The sequence below is a fragment of the Nocardioides sp. genome (assembly GCF_031397825.1).
Classification (GTDB): Bacteria; Actinomycetota; Actinomycetes; order Propionibacteriales; family Nocardioidaceae; genus Nocardioides.
Window position 1 is genome coordinate 18,857 of sequence record NZ_JANNML010000148.1, and the last position, 15,053, is coordinate 33,909.

Below are 15,053 nucleotides of genomic sequence, written 5' to 3' on the forward strand. Positions count from 1 at the left end.
GCAGCGCTCAGGCAGGGATGCCGAAGATCAGCGTCAGGGCGGAGCGTGAGGAGATGCCGAGCTTGCGGTAGGTGCGCGACAGGTGCCACTCGACCGCCTTGATGGAGACCAGCAGCTCCTCGGCGATCTGCCGGTTCGTCAGCCCCGTGGCGGCCAGGGCGGCCACGCGACGCTCGGTGACGGTCAGCAGGGCCAGTGCCTCGGAGGTGACGCGCAACGGCGCCTCGCCCAGTCGGTCCAGCATCCGTCGCACGCGACCCTGGAGCGGCCACAGCTCCTGACGACCGGCGTAGATCTCGGTGCGCCGCAGCAGCGCGACGGCCTCGGCGGCCAGCTCCGGGGTCGGCGTGAGCATCAGGAGCCCGGCGAGGTCGGCGTCGATCTGGGCGGCGAGGCGCTCGGCGCGCACCGGCTCGAGGGCGGCGCGCGCCTCCCGCAGGAGGGCCACGCGCTCGGCGCCGGCCTGGGTGGCGGAGAGGACGCGCAGCGCGTGGGCGACGGCGTACGGCGATCCGTCGCGGACCGCGGCTGCATGGTGCTCGGTGGCGTGGACGGAGGCGTCCCGGGCCCGGTTGATGCGCACGAGCACGAGGGCCTTGCCGGCCCGCCACGGCGGCCGACTCCTCTCGGGCAGCTCGGGATCGTCCTGGAGCGCGCGGCCGGCGGCGAGGTAGTGGGTGGCGGCGAGCTGGGGGTCGCCGAGCGCCCCGGCGATCTCCCCCAGGGCGTGGTGGGCGAGCGCGACGGCCAGGACGCCCTGGTCGGGCTCCGCCAGGCAGGAGCTGAGCTCGTCGCCCAAGTCCATCGCCTCGCTCATGTCACCCCGGGCCAGGCGGCACTCCACGAGCAGCGCGAGCATCCGGACCTCATCGGTCCGTCCCAGCTGGGCGCGGGCGCCGGCGTCGATGGCGAGGTTGTCGAGGGCGCCGAGGGCAGTGGTGATCGCGCCCTCCTGCACCTGCACCGCCGCTACGGCCAGACGGGTGACCGGTGCGTTGACGGGCGCCGGGGATGCGGCTGGTGACGACATGCGGGCAAGGCTAGGAAGCGATCTGCGGGCCCGCATCGGGTTTGGCATTTTCTTGTCCCGGTGGACCAGTCATCCGCCGCCCGAGGTGCCCCAGCAGTAGTGCGGAGGCACCGGACCGGCCGTCCACGGGGACCGCGACGGCAAAGCGCGTGCCCCGGTCGGCGAGGGTCACCAGGGTCTGCGCGACCGGCTCGAGCTGCAGCGCGAGGGCGTCGGGCACGGGGTGGTCGAGCCCCACGGCCCACGCCACGTCCCAGCCGTGGACGGTGATCTCGAGCGCCGCGGCGAGCGCGAGCACGGAGGTGTCGAGCGCGCGCCCGCCGACCGTGACCGACGCAGGCACCTCGAGGCTCCAGGCGCCCAGGAGGGCACAGGCCTTCTGCTGCAGCGTCCGCACGCGTACGTCGGCAGGCGTCGTGGTCGTGAGCCGCACCCGCCCCGTGGCTCCCTCGCCGAACGCGTCGAGCGAGTCCTCCATGTGGGCGAGCAGCCGGGCCAGGTCCCACCCCTCGCAGGGCGTCCGGGCCCCCAGCCGGTCGTCGGTGACGGCCGCCAGGGCGACCCGGGTGTAGGCCAGGGACCGGTCCAGCAGCTCGACGGCTCCGTCGTGACCGAGGAGCGGCGCGAGCCGACGTCTCATGTGGCAGCGGTCGTCGTGGCCGCAGGCGTCGGCACGAAGTCGGCGGGCAGGTGCGAGGGCAGCCCGAACGTCTCGAAGAGCGACACGTCGAAGAAGGCGCCGACGTGGCGCACCTGGTCGCCGACGAGCTCGAGCACCTGGAGGTGGAAGGGCAGGAAGCTGCCGTCGGGGGTGCGCATGTAGAGCCCGAAGGCAGGCTGGCCGTTGGCCACGGTCGGGATCATCGGCATGTCGTAGGAACCACCGGGGCACTGGCCGCCGATGAGCTGGGCGATCTGCTCGCGACCGAGGTACCACCCCACGAAGGGCGGCATCTCCCAGACGGCCTCGGCGGTGAGCATGCTGACGATCGTGTCGACGTCCTTGCGCCAGAACGCGTCCACGTAGCGCTCGAGCAGCGAGGCCTGGGCCGCGCTCAGGTCGGGCTCCACGGTGTCCTCGGTGAGGCCGCGCTCGGCCATCTGCGCGTGCGCGCGCTGGAGGGCGGAGTTGACCGCGGCGGGGGTGGTGTCGAGGGCCTCGGCGACCTCCGCCGCACTCCAGCGCAGCACGTCGCGCAGGATCAGCACCGCACGCTGGCGGGCCGGCAGGTGCTGGAGGGCCGCGACGAAGGCGAGGCGGATCGAGTCGCGCTCGGCGACGAGCACGGCAGCGTCGGGGATCGGCTCGAGCCAGGCGATCTCGTGGTTCTCCTCGAGCGCGTCGCCGGCCAGCGAGTCGCTGGTGCCCAGCCCGGTCGGCAGCGGCCGGCGCGGTCGTCCCTCGAGGTTGGTCAGGCAGACGTTGGTGGCGATGCGGTAGAGCCAGGTGCGCACCGAGGACCGGCCCTGGAACGCCGCGCTGGCCTTCCACGCCCGCAGGAACGTCTCCTGGACCAGGTCCTCGGCCTCATGGACCGACCCGCTCATTCGGTAGCAGTGCGCGAGGAGCTCGCGCTGGTGGCGCTCGGTCAGGCCGTCGAAGTCGGCCAGCTCGGCCTTCTTCTCCTCGACGTCGACCGCCGTGCTCGTCGTGCGCGCCGTGCCGTCCATCGGTCCTGTCCTCACTGCCGTCCCACCCATGCCTGCTCCCCTGCCCGATGCTTCGCGCCAGTCTGCCTCCCACACAGACCGGCGTCGACCGGGAAAGTCATCGTCGGCCCGGAAAGTACGGCACGTTTTCGACGCTCCGATGGGCTCAGGAGGTCGAGAACGTGCCGTACTTTCCGCGACCGGGCCGCCCTGCCAGGCTGAGGGCTCGCTCGGCGAGGGGCACGGCGAGGGCGCGGTCCTCGGGCACCAGGCCCACCCGCGTGCGACGGTCCAGCAGGTCGGCGACGTCCGCAGCGCCCTCGTGGGTCACCCCGAAGATCAGCTCGGCCAAGGTGACCGGGATCCGCTCCGAGACGGGCGCGAGCAGCTCGTCGTCACTGAGCCCGCTGACCTCGCGGGCCGAGGTGAGGACCAGGTCGGCGTCGGTGCCGTAGCGCCGCACCAGCCGGGGCGGCGCCTCGAGCGAGGCGAGCACGGGTCGTGGGGCCGCGCCGAGCAGCGGCAGCGTCCTGGTGCGGCAGGCCCGGGCGACCAGGCCAGAGCCGGCGACCGCGGCGTCGACGGCGTCCTGGGCCATCTGCCGGTAGGTGGTCAGCTTGCCGCCGACGATGGTGATGACCCCGGTGCTGCTGGTGAGGACCGCGTGCTTGCGCGAGAGGTCGGCCGTGGAGCCGTCCGCGCTGTCGAGCAGCGGCCGCAGCCCGGCATAGGCGCCGACCACGTCGGAGCGGTGCAGTGGGCGGGAGAAGGCGGCGGAGACGACGTCCAGAAGGAAGCCGATCTCGGGCTCGGAGGGCTCCGGCACGTCGGGGATCTCGCCCTCCACCGGCACGTCGGTGAGCCCGACGTAGACCGTGCCGTCGGCCTGGGGCAGCACCAGCACGAAGCGGTTGCTCTCCCCGGGGATCGGTGCGAAGACCGACACGGTCAGCCCCGGCAGCGACTCCTGCCGCAGCACCAGGTGGGTGCCCCGGCTCGGTCGCAGCGTCACCTCCTCGACAAGGTCGCCGGCCCAGACGCCCGTGGCGTTGACGACGGCCTTGGCGCGCACCGTCGAGACGGTGCCGGTCAGCTCGTCGCGCAGCTCCACGGACGTCCCGGTCGCCGAGAGGACGCGGGCGTGCGTGCGGACGTGGGCGCCGTACGACGTCGCGGTGCGCGCGATGGTCGTCACCAGGCGGGCGTCGTCCTCGAGCTGGCCGTCCCAGGAGAGCAGGCCGCCGCGCAGGCCGGCCGAGCGCAGGGCGGGTGCCATCGCGAGGACCTCGGTCGCCGACAACCGGCGTGGGGAGGGGAGCGTCTCGGCGTCGGTGCGGGCGGCGCGACGCAGCACGTTGCCCGCGATCAGGCCGGCCCGGGTGAGCGCGGCCTGGCTGCGGGTCATCGAGGAGCCGAGCGGCACCAGCATCGGCATCGCGCGGGTCAGGTGGGGAGCGGTGACCTCCATCAGGATCCCGCGCTCGACGGCGCTCTCGTGGGCGACGCCGATCTGGCCGTTGGCGAGGTAGCGAAGGCCGCCGTGCACCAGCTTGGACGACCAGCGCGACGTGCCGAAGGCGAGGTCGTGGGCGTCGACGGCGAGCACCGTGAGGCCGCGGGTGACCGCATCGAGCGCGACGCCGGCGCCGGTGACGCCGAGTCCGATGACGACCAGGTCGACCTCGGCAGGGGCGTCGGCGAGGCCCGGGGTGATGACCGGGGTGATGACCGGCGTGGTCACGGGACTCACGGGCGCAGCACCCGGGTCAGGAGCAGCGACAGCTCGGCGTCGATCTCGTCGGCCGTGACGTCGTCGTCGACCATCGTGTGCGCGGAGAGGACGAAGCCGTGGGCCGCGAGCAGGAGGCCGCGGGCGATGGCGACCGGGTTGCCCGGCCGGACCTCGCCGGCGGCCTGCGCGGTGGCGATCGCGTCGGCGGTGATCGACAGGATCAGGTCCTGCGAACGGCCGCGGCGGGAGAAGACGTAGGGGAGGATCAGCTCGGGGTCGAGCTCGATGATGCGCACGAAGAGCTCGTTGTCGCGCAGCACCCGCACAGTGCCGACGATGCCCTCGACCATCCTCTCGACGGCCGGCTGGCCCGGGTCCTCCGCAGCGACGGCCGACTGCACGACGCCGGTCCACTCGCGGGTCATCAGGTCGCCGAGCAGCTGAGGCATGTCGGACCAGGTGCGGTAGATCGTCATCCGCGACACCCCGGCGCGGCGCGCGACCTCGGTGAGCGTCGTTCGCCGCCAGCCGACGTCGAGGATGCAGGCGCGGGCGGCGTCGAGGTAGGCGTCCCCCGGCTCGCTCGTCTCCGAGGGGTTGTTACGAAGTGACGTCATATGTCACACTGTAACACATGACCCGATTCGTGCAGACCGAGATGCACCCCCACCGCTGGGGCAGCCCCGACGCCGCGACCGCCCTCCCGGAGGCCGCCCGGGGCCTCATCGAGATGGCGTTCGGCATCGACGAGCGGCCCGCCACGCCCGCCGACGCACCGCCCGCCGGTGCGCTGGCGCCCGCGCTGCTCGAGGCACTGCGTGCCGTCGTCGGCCCCGAGCACGTGCTCGTCGACGACGAGGTCCGCCGCCTGCGCACCCGCGGCAAGTCGACGCCCGACCTGCTGCGCGCCCGCAGCGGCGACCTGAGCGACGCCCCCGACGCCGTCTGCCGCCCCTCGACGCACGAGGAGGTCACCGCCGTCCTCGCGCTCGCGGTCGAGCACCACCTCGCGGTCGTCCCCTTCGGGGGCGGCACCTCCGTCACCGGTGGGCTGGTCGCGCGTCGTGAGGGCTACGCCGGCCTGGTGTCGCTCGACCTGGTACGGATGAAGCAGCTCCTCGCGGTCGACCAGGTCTCGATGACCGCCACCCTCGAGCCCGGCCTGCGCGGTCCCGAGGCGGAGTCGCTGCTGGCGGAGGAGGGGCTGACGCTGGGGCACTACCCCCAGTCGTACGAGTACGCCACGATCGGCGGCTTCGCCGCCACCCGCTCCAGCGGCCAGTCGAGCGCCGGCTACGGCCGCTTCGACGCGATGGTCGTCGGCCTGCGGGTCGCGACCCCCCGTGGTGAGCTCGTGCTCGGCAGCTCACCGGCCAACGCCGCCGGCCCCGACCTGCGCCAGGTGCTCCTCGGGTCCGAGGGCGCGTTCGGCGTCATCACCGCCGTGACCGTCCGGGTGCGACCGCTGCCGGCCGAGAAGGTCTACGAGGGCTGGAGCTGGCCGTCGTTCGAGGCCGGCGCCGACGCGATGCGCACCCTTGCCCAGAGCCAGCTGCTCCCGACCGTGCTGCGGCTCTCCGACGAGTCGGAGACCGCGATCAACCTCGCCAAGCCCGACGAGATCGGCGGCGAGGCTGCCGGCGGCTGCATGATGATCACCGGCTACGAGGGCGAGCCCGCGGCCAACGCCGCCAAGCGGGCCGCCGTCACCGCCGTCCTCGAGGATCTCGGTGGCACCTGCCTCGGCGAGGCGCCGGGCCAGGCGTGGGCCCACGGCCGCTTCAACGCGCCCTACCTGCGCGACTCGCTGCTCGACGTCGGCGTGCTCGTCGAGACGATGGAGACCGCGACCTTCTGGTCCAACCGCGACCGCCTCTACTCCGCGGTCAAGGCGGCGCTGGAGACCACGCTCGGCGAGGGCACGCTGGTCCTCTGCCACATCTCCCACGTCTACGAGACCGGCTGCTCGCTCTACTTCACCGTCGCCACCAAGGAGGCGGCCGACCCGCTGCCGCAGTGGCTCGCAGCCAAGGCCGCCGCGAGCGACGCGATGATGGCCGTCGGCGCCACGATCACCCACCACCACGCCGTCGGCAGCGACCACCGGCCCTGGCTGACCCAGGAGATCGGGGAGCTCGGCGGGTCGATCCTGCGCGCGGTCAAGGCCGACCTCGACCCCACCGGCATCCTCAACCCGGGGGTGCTCATCCCGTGAACGCCGTCCACCTCCGCAACTTCACGCTCCTGGTCAACCCCGCCTCCGGTGGCGGCGCCGCACCCGACGCGGTCGTCCCGGTCGCCCAGCAGCTGCGCGAGGCCGGCTGCCGCGTCGACGTCACCTACTCACCCGGCCCCAAGGCGATGGACGCCCTCGTGGGCGCGGCGGTCGACCGCGGCGACGTGGTCGTCTCCGTCGGCGGCGACGGCATGCTCTCCTCGCTGGCCGGCGCCGTGTCCCTGCGCGGCGGCACCCTCGGCCTGCTCCCGGCCGGCCGCGGCAACGACTTCGCCCGGATGCTCGGCGTCCCCGACGACCCCCGCGACCAGGCACGGCTGCTGCTCGAGGGCGTCGTACGACGGGTGGACCTGCTCTCCCTCACCCTCGGCGACGCGGGTCCCCGCCGGGTGGCCGGGTCGGTCTACTCCGGCGTCGACGCCCGCGCCGGCGAGATCGTGGACCGCGCGCACTGGCTGCCCAAGCAGCTGCAGTACCCCTACGCCGCGCTGCGCGCCCTCGCGACCTACACCCCGGCGCGCTACCGCGTGGTCGTCGACGGCGCCGAGCACACCTTCGCAGCCGCCAACGTGGTCGTCGCCAACTCCGCCTACTACGGCAAGGGAATGAAGATCGCGCCCCACGCCACCCTCGACGACGGCCTGCTCGACGTGGTCGTCATCGAGGCTGCCGGCAAGCTGGACCTGATGCGCTCGCTCCCGAAGGTCTACGACGGTCGCCACGTCGAGCTCGACCAGGTCACCGTCCTCACCGGTCGCCGCGTCGAGGTCTCCGCCGACGCCCGCGTGCCCGTGCCCGTCGGTGGCGACGGTGAGCCTCTCGGCGTCCTGCCGGGCATCGCGGCTGCTCCTGCGTGCATCGAGATCCTGCCCGGGGCGCTGGCAGTCATCGCCTGACGGAAAGTGCGGCACGATTTCGACCTGCCGGTGGGGGTGGGAGGTCGAAAACGTGCCGCACTACCCGGCCGCGACTACAGCCGCAGGTCGAAGGTGTACGCCGGGCACTCGTGGTCGAGGCGGGCCAGGATGACGCGGGCGGCGGTCTGGAGCTCGGGAAGCCCGGGCATCGCCGCCCACGACTCACCCCAGATCACCAGGGCCTCGTAGAGGTCGCGTCGCAGGCCCAGCCGCGCGTAGAGGTAGTCGTAGTCCGCGGGCAGCGGGCCCTCGGCGTCGTGCAGCGCGAACGCGCCGACGCCGCCGGAGCCGGTCAGCCGCAGCTCGGTGCCGACGATCTCGCGCTCACCCTCGTCCGCCGGCCGAATCGCCTGGGACAGCGACCGCGTCGAGCCCGACTCGCCGGTGCGCGAGTCGCGCAGGCCCCTGAAGGTCCAGACCAGCAGCTCGGTCGGGAGCGCGGTGGTGACCGAGACCCCGACGGCGTCGCGGATCAGGAACGCGTCGCCCTGCGAGAGCGGCTCTGCCATGGACGAGCGGGTCAGCGCGCCGGTCGCGACGAAGACGTGCACCCCGTCGGCGTCGGGCAGGTCGAGGGTGACGCCGGCGTCGAGCCGAGCGACCAGGAACGTCGCGGTCGCGGAGTCGAGGTGCACCGGGGCGTCGACCTCACCGGAGGCCACCACGACCAGCTCGTTGGGGACCAGCGTCACGGCCCCCACGTCGTACGACGGCGTGCCGCCCGGGTTGTCAGGCGTCAACCAGACCTGGACGAACCGCGTCGGGCCGGCGTCGTGGGAGTGCTCGGCGTGGTCGACGCCGGTCCCGGCCGACAGGCGGGCCACCGTGCCGGGCTCGACCCGCACGGGGTCGGTGCAGCCACCCGCGTCGCGGTGCTCGAGGGCACCGGACACCACCCACGTGACGATCTCCAGGTCGGCGTGGCGATGGGTGTCGAAGCCCTGCGCCGAGCCGAGCAGGTGGTCGTCGTGGCAGACCATCGGGCCGAAGCCCAGGTGGTCGGGGTCGTAGTGCTGGCCGAACGCGAAGGCGTGGTGGGTGATCCGTCCCGGTGCCTTGTCGACGAAGCGTGCGGAAGCCCTGCGGATCTCGACGGTCACGGACATGATTGTGCCGTGCCCGACCAGCCGCCCGCATTCCCCCAGCTCCCTCCGGGGTTCCGCTTCGGGACCAGCACGGCGTCGTACCAGATCGAGGGCGCCGCGACCGCGGACGGCAAGGGACCGAGCATCTGGGACACTTTCACCCACACGCCGGGCCGCATCAAGGACGGCTCGACCGGCGACGTGGCGTGCGACCACTACCACCGCTACGAGCAGGACGTGGCGCTGATGCAGCAGCTGGGCGCCGGGGGCTACCGGTTCTCGATCTCGGGGCCGCGCGTCCAGCCCACCGGGTCGGGCCCGGCCAACGTGAAGGGCCTCGACTTCTACGACCGCCTCGTCGACTCGCTGCTCGCGCACGGTGTGCAGCCGATGGCGACGCTCTACCACTGGGACCTGCCGCAGGCGCTCGAGGACGACGGCGGCTGGCTCAACCGCGCGACGATCGACCGCTTCGCCGACTACGCCGCGATCGTCGGCGAGCGGCTCGCCGACCGGGTGGAGCACTGGATCCCGGTCAACGAGCCCAACGTGGCCTCGATGATGGGCTACAGCATCGGGATGCACGCACCGGGCCGCACGCTGATGTTCGACGGCCTCCCCGTCGCGCACCACCTGCTCGTCGCCCACGGTCGCGCCGTCCAGGCGCTGCGGGCCGCGGGCGCCACGAGCGTCGGGTGCGCCAACAACCACGCCCCGATGTGGCCGGCCAGCGACCTGCCCGAGGACGTCGGGGCCACCAAGCTCTTCGACGCGCTGTGGAACGGCATGTTCCTCGAGCCGATGCTGCTCGGCCGCTATCCCGTGGACCTGGCCCCGCTGCTGGTCGAGGAGATCCACGACGGCGACATGGCCACGATCCGCCAGCCACTCGACTTCTACGGCGTCAACTACTACAACCCGATGCGCATCGCCGCGGCCGACGAGGACGCCGAGATGCCCTTCGAGATGCGCGAGCTCGTGGGCTACCCCGTCACCGACTTCGGCTGGCCGGTCGTGCCTGACGCGCTGCGCGAGTGGCTGATCACCTTCCGCGCGCGCTTCCGTGCCGCCCTGCCGCCGATCATGATCACCGAGTCTGGCTGCTCCTACGGCATGGGGCCCGACGAGGACGGTGTCGTCGATGACCAGCCCCGCATCGACTATCTCGACGCCCACCTGCGCGCGATCGCGACCGCCGTCGAGCGGGGCGTCGACGTCCGCGGCTACTACACCTGGTCGCTGCTGGACAACTTCGAGTGGTCCGAGGGCTACACCCAGCGCTTCGGCCTGGTGCACGTCGACTACGAGACGCAGGCGCGCACGCCCAAGCGCAGCTTCCAGTGGTACGCCGACATGATCAAGGCCCAGACGCGGTCGCTGGGCTGAGGGCGCCCCTGCCCGGCCTCAGAACGAGTGCTTCACCGCGAACGTCTCGCGCACGACCGACTCGTCGAAGTCCTCACCGAGCCAGTCGAAGAGCCCGCGCAGCACGGTGGGGTCGGCGACGTAGTCGTCGTAGTGGATCCGGTACGCCGCATCCCCGAGGTCGTCCGCGATCGCCAGCAGGCGGGACTCGATGTCGGCGAGGGTCACGGCGGTCTGCTCGGGGTCGCCCTTGGCCCACCACTTGCTGCGCGCCACGGCGGCGTGGTCGCGGGTGTTGACCACGAAACGCGCGCCGGGGAAGACCTCGCGCAACCACGCGACGTACGCCTCCACGTCCTCGTGGTACCACCGGATCTCCTTGAAGCCGGTCACCCGGGTGTCCGGGCGCGGGCGCAGCACGGTGTCGAGCGCGAGCCGGCGGATGCCGTCGAGCGACTGCTGCGGGGGGAAGTCGCCGATCCCGAAGAACGAGCTGGTCGTGGACCGCAGCTCCTCCTTGGACGCGCGGCGCTTCTCGGCCAGGAGGGTGGTGTGGAAGTGGAAGAGATGGTGCAGCGCGTCGCGGTTCTCCCCGCGGATGAGGTAGCCGGGGATGGTGTTGAGCAGCCCGGTCACCAGCGTCGAGCCGGAGCGGCCGTAGGTGACGACGAAGAGGTAGCCCAGCTCCTCGCGGTCGCGACCGCGCAGCAGGCGCACCTGGCGGCGCAGCGCCTCGACCTCGGGATCCTCCACGGCCGCGAGTCTAGGACGGCGGCGGGTCCCGGCCTGTTCAGCCGACGGCGCGCACCACGTTGTTGCGGGCCTCGTGGGTGAGCTCGACCTTGCCCAGGTGCTCCAGCAGCGGCGGGACGTACATCGCGAAGCGGCCCCGATAGCCCTTGCGCAGTCCGTACCACCCACCGACGGGGTTGCCGGGGTCGCGCCCCCACGCCTCCACCGTGCCGGGCTTGGCGTCCTTCTTCTCGTCCGCGGCGCCCAGGTCGACCCAGTCGCCCTGCTCGAGGAGCCACTGGTGCAGGTCCTCCAGGCAGCGCAGGTCGTAGGTGAGCCTGGTCGATCCCACCTGGCACACCAGCTGGGCCGGCTCGGCCGTCTCGTCGGCCCACATCGTGTAGGCCGAGGTGCCCGGCGCGGTCGTGAGCTGCCAGGGTTCCTGCGCGGTTCCCGCCATCGTCGTGCCTCTCGCTCGCTCCGGGGGGAGGATGGGTTCCCATCATGGACCCTCGGAGCGGGCGCCGTACGATGACGGCCATGTCGAGCCCCGCTGAGTCGTTGCCCGCCAAGCGCCGGGTGGTCTTCGTCGTCGGCTCGGGCCGCAGCGGCACCAGCACGATGAGCGGCACCCTCCAGACGCTCGGCATGCACGTCCCGCAGCCCGAGGTCAGCGCCGACGAGACCAACCCCAAGGGCTTCGGCGAGCCCCAGTGGGTCGTCGACTTCCACGACGAGCTGCTCAAGCGCTGCAACGTGCAGGTCTCCGACTCGCGCCCGCAGGCGTGGTTCGAGGCCGGCAGGCTGGCCAACCTCGAGCCCCTGCGCGGGCGGCTGCGCGACTGGCTGGAGTCGCAGTTCGTGGAGGGTGGTCCCGAGCTGGTCGTGAAGGACCCGCGGCTCGCCTGGTTCATGGGCCTGTGGCGCTCGGCGGCCCTGCGCTGCGACGCCACCCCGGCCTACGTGACGATGCTGCGCCCGGTGACGGAGGTCGTCGGGAGCAAGCAGAAGTACTACGCGTCGAAGTTCGGTGAGGTCAACCGCACCGCGGCCTGGGTCAACATGATGCTCCACACCGAGCGCGCGACCCGCGGCTCGACGCGCGCGTTCGTGCGCTACCACGACATGCTCACCGACTGGACGGTCCCGGTCTTCGGCATCGGCCAGCAGTTCGACCTCGACGCGGTGAAGTCGGCCAGCGCCAACGACATCCGCTCGGTCCACGCCTTCATCGACCCCAACCTGCGCCGCGTCCAGCTCACCTGGGACGACGTGGACGTCCCGCCACGGCTGCGCGAGATCGCCGAGGAGTCCTGGCAGGGCCTGAACGCCCTCGCGGAGCCGGACGGTGACACCAGCGACGTGCACGCCACGCTCGACCAGCTCCGCGCGGCCTACGCCGACCTCTACGACGAGGCCGAGGCGATCGCCCAGTCCACCGCGCTCGCCGCCCACCGCGACGGCCTGGCCCAGCAGCCGATGCCGATCGAGGTCAGCCGCCGCGGTGTCGACCGGGTGCCCCACGGCGTGCGCGCGATGGTCCCCGCCAGCGCCCGCCGCGGGCTGCGCAAGGCCCTCGGCCGCGAGCGATGAGCGCACCGGACACTGCCCCGGACACGGGCCCGGACATCGCCTGCCTCGAGGGCGAGGAGGCCTACGACGTCCGCTGGGCCTGGCAGGACGGGAAGCTCCCGTCCGGGCTCACCTGCGTCTTCCGCGTCAAGAACGAGGCGCGCAACCTGCCGTGGGTGCTGCCGCCGATGCTCGAGGCCGTGCAGCAGGTCGTCCTGGTCGACAACCAGTCCGACGACGGCACCCCCGAGGTCGCACGCCGTGTCGCCGCGGACCTGGGGGCGACCGACCGCCTCACCGTCACGTCGTACCCCTGGAGGGTGAGCCGCGCCGGGGCCGAGCACCTGGCGACCCCGCCCGACTCGGTGCACTCGCTGACGCACTTCTACAACTGGTCCTTCTCCCACGTGCAGACCTGCTACTCGATGAAGTGGGACGGCGACATGGTCCTCACGCCCGAGGGCGTGGGCATGTTGGCCGACCTGTCGTGGCAGCTCGAGGACTCCAACGCCGTCGTCGCGATCCCGCGGCACCCGTTGTCGATCGTGAGCGAGTCGGTGGCCTGGATCGACCTGGGCTTCCGTTTCCTGGAGCCGTGGGTCTATCCCATGGGTCCGGAGTTCACGTTCGTGAAGGCTTTCGAGTGGGAGGTCCGCGAGTTTCCCACCAGCTCCGAGCGGATCGTCGCGCCCGAGGGGATGTGCGTGGAGCTGAAGTGGCTCGACTCCGACGAGTTCTCCCACTGGAGCAGCCACGACGACTTCGGTGCCTCCCGGGCGCCCCGCAAGCTGCGCGAGCTCGAGGTCTACCGCGCGCTCATGGAGGGCCGCGGCGACGAGGTCCACGGGCTCCAGCGCATCGAGGCACCGCCCGGCGTCCACATCGTCGACCACGTGACTCGCACCTGGCTGCCACAGCAGCCGCGTCCGCTCGTGCGTCGCCCGGGCCGGATCGACGTGTGAGCACGCCCGCCGTCGAGAAGTTCCTCGACCAGCCGGGCACCTCGCTGGTGCTGCCGGCGGTGGGGAACGGGCCGGTCGAGCCGGGGCGTCATGACCGGGTGCTGGTCTCCTGCGCCGACCGGGGGGCGCTGCGCGCGCTGGTCGTGCCCGCGGGCGTGCGGACCGCTGTGGTCGGCCTCCACCTCGAGGGTGGTCCAGTGCCGGTGACCATGCTCGCCAAGCCCGCATGGCCAGCCCTGCAAGGGATCCACGCTCGCGCGGCCGGCGACGGCTGGCTCACCGTGCTGCGCTTCGAGCGCCCGGTAGAGGTCGCCGAGGTCGTGGCCGAGGCAGGGCGCCAGTCGGTCTGGGGCGACACCGTCGGCAACCGCGGCCTGTGGGTCGGCGGTGTCGACGCCGTCTCCGAGAAGGTGCCGGCCGACGTGCTGCCCGGAGGCATGGCGGCGATGGTCGTCTCCGAGATCACCGGCCGTACGCCGGCAGCGTCGAGCTCGCCCGTCGGCCCCCTGTCGCTCGGTCCGCTCGACGAGCGCGTGCTGAATCCCATCGGCTTCGTCGCGGCCACGGCGTCCGACGTCGTGTCGCTGTCGTCGCTCGACCTGCGCGACGGCCCGACGGAGGGCCTGGTCGCGTCGCTGCGGGGTGCGGCCGGCGTGCGGATCGACCGCTCCGATGCTGGCGACGCGCGCGTGCTGGCCGGCCTCGCGATGGCCGGCGTACCACTCGTCCCGGACGTCACCGGAGGACTTTCCCCAGCCCTGGCTGGGATCCTGGGGTCAGCCGTGGCCGACGCCATCGCCGCTCCGGTCGACCTGGCAGACGCTCTCGCGCGCGAGGAGCACAGCCTCGTGCTGCGTCGGGTCGCCCTCGACACGTTCTCCACGCGGGCCTGGCGTGCGGCCGTGGCGTCGTCGGTGGGTGTGCGCGTGGCCGCGCCACCGGCCACCTCCGTCGTGCTGGCGACCAGGCGGGCCGACATGCTCGACTTCGCGCTCCGCCAGGTCGCCAAGCAGCGCGGGGTCGAGGCGCTCGAGCTGGTCCTCGCCCCCCACGGCTTCTCCGTCGACGAGGGCCAGGTCCGCGCCGCGCTTCCGACCACCGTCGCGCTCACGGTCGTGGCCCGCGCCGAGGAGACCCCCTTCGGGGACGTGCTGGCCGCGGCTGCGTCGGCGGCCTCGGGTGACGTCGTGCTCAAGATGGACGACGACGACTGGTACGGCGCCGACGTCGTCGTCGACCTGCTGCGCGCGCGCGACTACAGCGGCGCCGAGATGGTCGGGATGCCCGCCGAGATGCACTACGTCGCCGAGCGCGACCTGACCGTCAAGCGCGGCCACCCGAGCGAGGGCTACGCCCGCTTCGTCGCCGGCGGCACGATGATGGTCGACCGCGGCCTGCTCCGCGAGGTCGGCAGCTTCCGCTCCGTGCGCAAGTTCGTCGACGCGCAGCTGATCGCCGCGGTCACCGCCGCCGGTGCCGCGATCTACCGCACCCACGGCCTGGGCTACGTGCTGCGTCGCAACGCGAGCGGACACACGTGGGAGGTCGACCTGGACTACCTGCTCGACCCGGTGCGGGTCGAGCGCACGTGGGAGGGCTTCCGACCCTCGCGGCTGCTCGAGCACGACCCCGCCGAGCGCCCCTGATCGCCGAGTCGGCGCAATGTTGCTGAGCGCTGGCCGAGTCGGCGCAATGTTGCAGGTGCGGGGGGCAACAGCGCGCCGACGCGGCGCCCGCGGTGCAACATCCCGCCGACTCGGCGGACGCGGGGG

At 72.8% G+C, this 15,053-nt stretch carries 14 protein-coding genes; 6 read left to right on the plus strand and 8 right to left on the minus strand.

Annotated features, from left to right (window positions below; translation table 11 throughout):
• Window positions 1-7 precede the first annotated feature (7 nt).
• The 5 genes from RMN98_RS13035 to RMN98_RS13055 form a co-directional block, all read right to left on the minus strand.
• Entirely contained in the window at window positions 8-1,030 is a 1,023-nt protein-coding gene (locus RMN98_RS13035) for a LuxR C-terminal-related transcriptional regulator (protein ID WP_309649244.1), read from the minus strand.
• Window positions 1,031-1,040: 10 nt separating this feature from the next.
• The gene (locus tag RMN98_RS13040) at window positions 1,041-1,670 is read right to left on the minus strand and encodes a maleylpyruvate isomerase family mycothiol-dependent enzyme (RefSeq protein ID WP_309649245.1); all 630 of its coding nucleotides are present in this window, start codon (window positions 1,668-1,670) and stop codon (window positions 1,041-1,043) included.
• Window positions 1,667-2,701 (minus strand): sigma-70 family RNA polymerase sigma factor, encoded by a 1,035-nt coding sequence (locus RMN98_RS13045; protein WP_309649246.1) that lies wholly within the window; start codon window positions 2,699-2,701, stop codon window positions 1,667-1,669. Before RMN98_RS13045 ends, RMN98_RS13040 begins: the two co-directional genes overlap by 4 nt.
• Window positions 2,702-2,846: 145 nt before the next feature.
• Window positions 2,847-4,430, minus strand: coding sequence for a glycerol-3-phosphate dehydrogenase/oxidase (locus tag RMN98_RS13050; RefSeq protein WP_309649247.1), 1,584 nt, complete (start codon window positions 4,428-4,430; stop codon window positions 2,847-2,849).
• Window positions 4,427-5,029 (minus strand): helix-turn-helix domain-containing protein, encoded by a 603-nt coding sequence (locus RMN98_RS13055; protein ID WP_309649248.1) that lies wholly within the window; start codon window positions 5,027-5,029, stop codon window positions 4,427-4,429. Before RMN98_RS13055 ends, RMN98_RS13050 begins: the two co-directional genes overlap by 4 nt.
• A gap of 17 nt (window positions 5,030-5,046) precedes the next feature.
• On the opposite strand from RMN98_RS13055, the gene RMN98_RS13060 reads away from it, so the two are divergent.
• Window positions 5,047-6,627: an FAD-binding oxidoreductase gene (locus tag RMN98_RS13060; RefSeq protein ID WP_309649249.1), complete on the plus strand. Its 1,581-nt coding sequence runs from the start codon at window positions 5,047-5,049 to the stop codon at window positions 6,625-6,627.
• Window positions 6,624-7,544, plus strand: coding sequence for a diacylglycerol kinase family protein (locus RMN98_RS13065; RefSeq protein WP_309649250.1), 921 nt, complete (start codon window positions 6,624-6,626; stop codon window positions 7,542-7,544). The genes RMN98_RS13060 and RMN98_RS13065 overlap by 4 nt, the downstream gene beginning before the upstream one ends.
• Window positions 7,545-7,618: 74 nt before the next feature.
• Here RMN98_RS13065 and RMN98_RS13070 read toward each other — a convergent pair whose 3' ends face one another.
• Window positions 7,619-8,665 (minus strand): pirin family protein, encoded by a 1,047-nt coding sequence (locus RMN98_RS13070; protein ID WP_309649251.1) that lies wholly within the window; start codon window positions 8,663-8,665, stop codon window positions 7,619-7,621.
• Window positions 8,666-8,680: 15 nt separating this feature from the next.
• Between RMN98_RS13070 and RMN98_RS13075 the strand changes: the two genes are divergently transcribed.
• Entirely contained in the window at window positions 8,681-10,036 is a 1,356-nt protein-coding gene (locus tag RMN98_RS13075; protein ID WP_309649252.1) for a GH1 family beta-glucosidase, read from the plus strand.
• An 18-nt stretch (window positions 10,037-10,054) separates the two neighbouring features.
• On the opposite strand, the gene RMN98_RS13080 is transcribed toward RMN98_RS13075, so the two are convergent.
• On the minus strand, window positions 10,055-10,768 hold the full coding sequence (locus RMN98_RS13080) for a sulfotransferase (RefSeq protein ID WP_309649253.1): 714 nt from the start codon (window positions 10,766-10,768) through the stop codon (window positions 10,055-10,057).
• A gap of 37 nt (window positions 10,769-10,805) precedes the next feature.
• Window positions 10,806-11,207 (minus strand): DUF6855 family protein, encoded by a 402-nt coding sequence (locus tag RMN98_RS13085; RefSeq protein ID WP_309649254.1) that lies wholly within the window; start codon window positions 11,205-11,207, stop codon window positions 10,806-10,808.
• Window positions 11,208-11,287: 80 nt separating this feature from the next.
• Here RMN98_RS13085 and RMN98_RS13090 point away from each other — a divergent pair, with 80 nt between their 5' ends.
• The 3 genes from RMN98_RS13090 to RMN98_RS13100 are packed head-to-tail and all read left to right on the plus strand — an operon-like array spanning window position 11,288 to window position 14,927.
• Window positions 11,288-12,340, plus strand: a complete 1,053-nt coding sequence (locus RMN98_RS13090) for a sulfotransferase family protein (RefSeq protein ID WP_309649255.1) — start codon at window positions 11,288-11,290, stop codon at window positions 12,338-12,340.
• Window positions 12,337-13,281, plus strand: a complete 945-nt coding sequence (locus tag RMN98_RS13095; RefSeq protein WP_309649256.1) for a hypothetical protein — start codon at window positions 12,337-12,339, stop codon at window positions 13,279-13,281. The genes RMN98_RS13090 and RMN98_RS13095 overlap by 4 nt, the downstream gene beginning before the upstream one ends.
• Window positions 13,278-14,927: a hypothetical protein gene (locus tag RMN98_RS13100; RefSeq protein WP_309649257.1), complete on the plus strand. Its 1,650-nt coding sequence runs from the start codon at window positions 13,278-13,280 to the stop codon at window positions 14,925-14,927. Before RMN98_RS13095 ends, RMN98_RS13100 begins: the two co-directional genes overlap by 4 nt.
• Window positions 14,928-15,053: the final 126 nt, after the last annotated feature.

Excerpts from the sequence above, each read along its gene's own strand:
- RMN98_RS13035 (WP_309649244.1), bottom strand. The coding sequence starts at position 1,030 with ATGTCGTCACCAGCCGCATCCCCGGCGCCCGTCAACGCACCGGTCACC.
- RMN98_RS13045 (WP_309649246.1), bottom strand. The coding sequence starts at position 2,701 with ATGGACGGCACGGCGCGCACGACGAGCACGGCGGTCGACGTCGAGGAG.
- RMN98_RS13095 (WP_309649256.1), top strand. The coding sequence starts at position 12,337 with ATGAGCGCACCGGACACTGCCCCGGACACGGGCCCGGACATCGCCTGC.
- RMN98_RS13055 (WP_309649248.1), bottom strand. The coding sequence starts at position 5,029 with ATGACGTCACTTCGTAACAACCCCTCGGAGACGAGCGAGCCGGGGGAC.
- RMN98_RS13040 (WP_309649245.1), bottom strand. The coding sequence starts at position 1,670 with ATGAGACGTCGGCTCGCGCCGCTCCTCGGTCACGACGGAGCCGTCGAG.
- RMN98_RS13060 (WP_309649249.1), top strand. The coding sequence starts at position 5,047 with ATGACCCGATTCGTGCAGACCGAGATGCACCCCCACCGCTGGGGCAGC.
- RMN98_RS13085 (WP_309649254.1), bottom strand. The coding sequence starts at position 11,207 with ATGGCGGGAACCGCGCAGGAACCCTGGCAGCTCACGACCGCGCCGGGC.
- RMN98_RS13090 (WP_309649255.1), top strand. The coding sequence starts at position 11,288 with ATGTCGAGCCCCGCTGAGTCGTTGCCCGCCAAGCGCCGGGTGGTCTTC.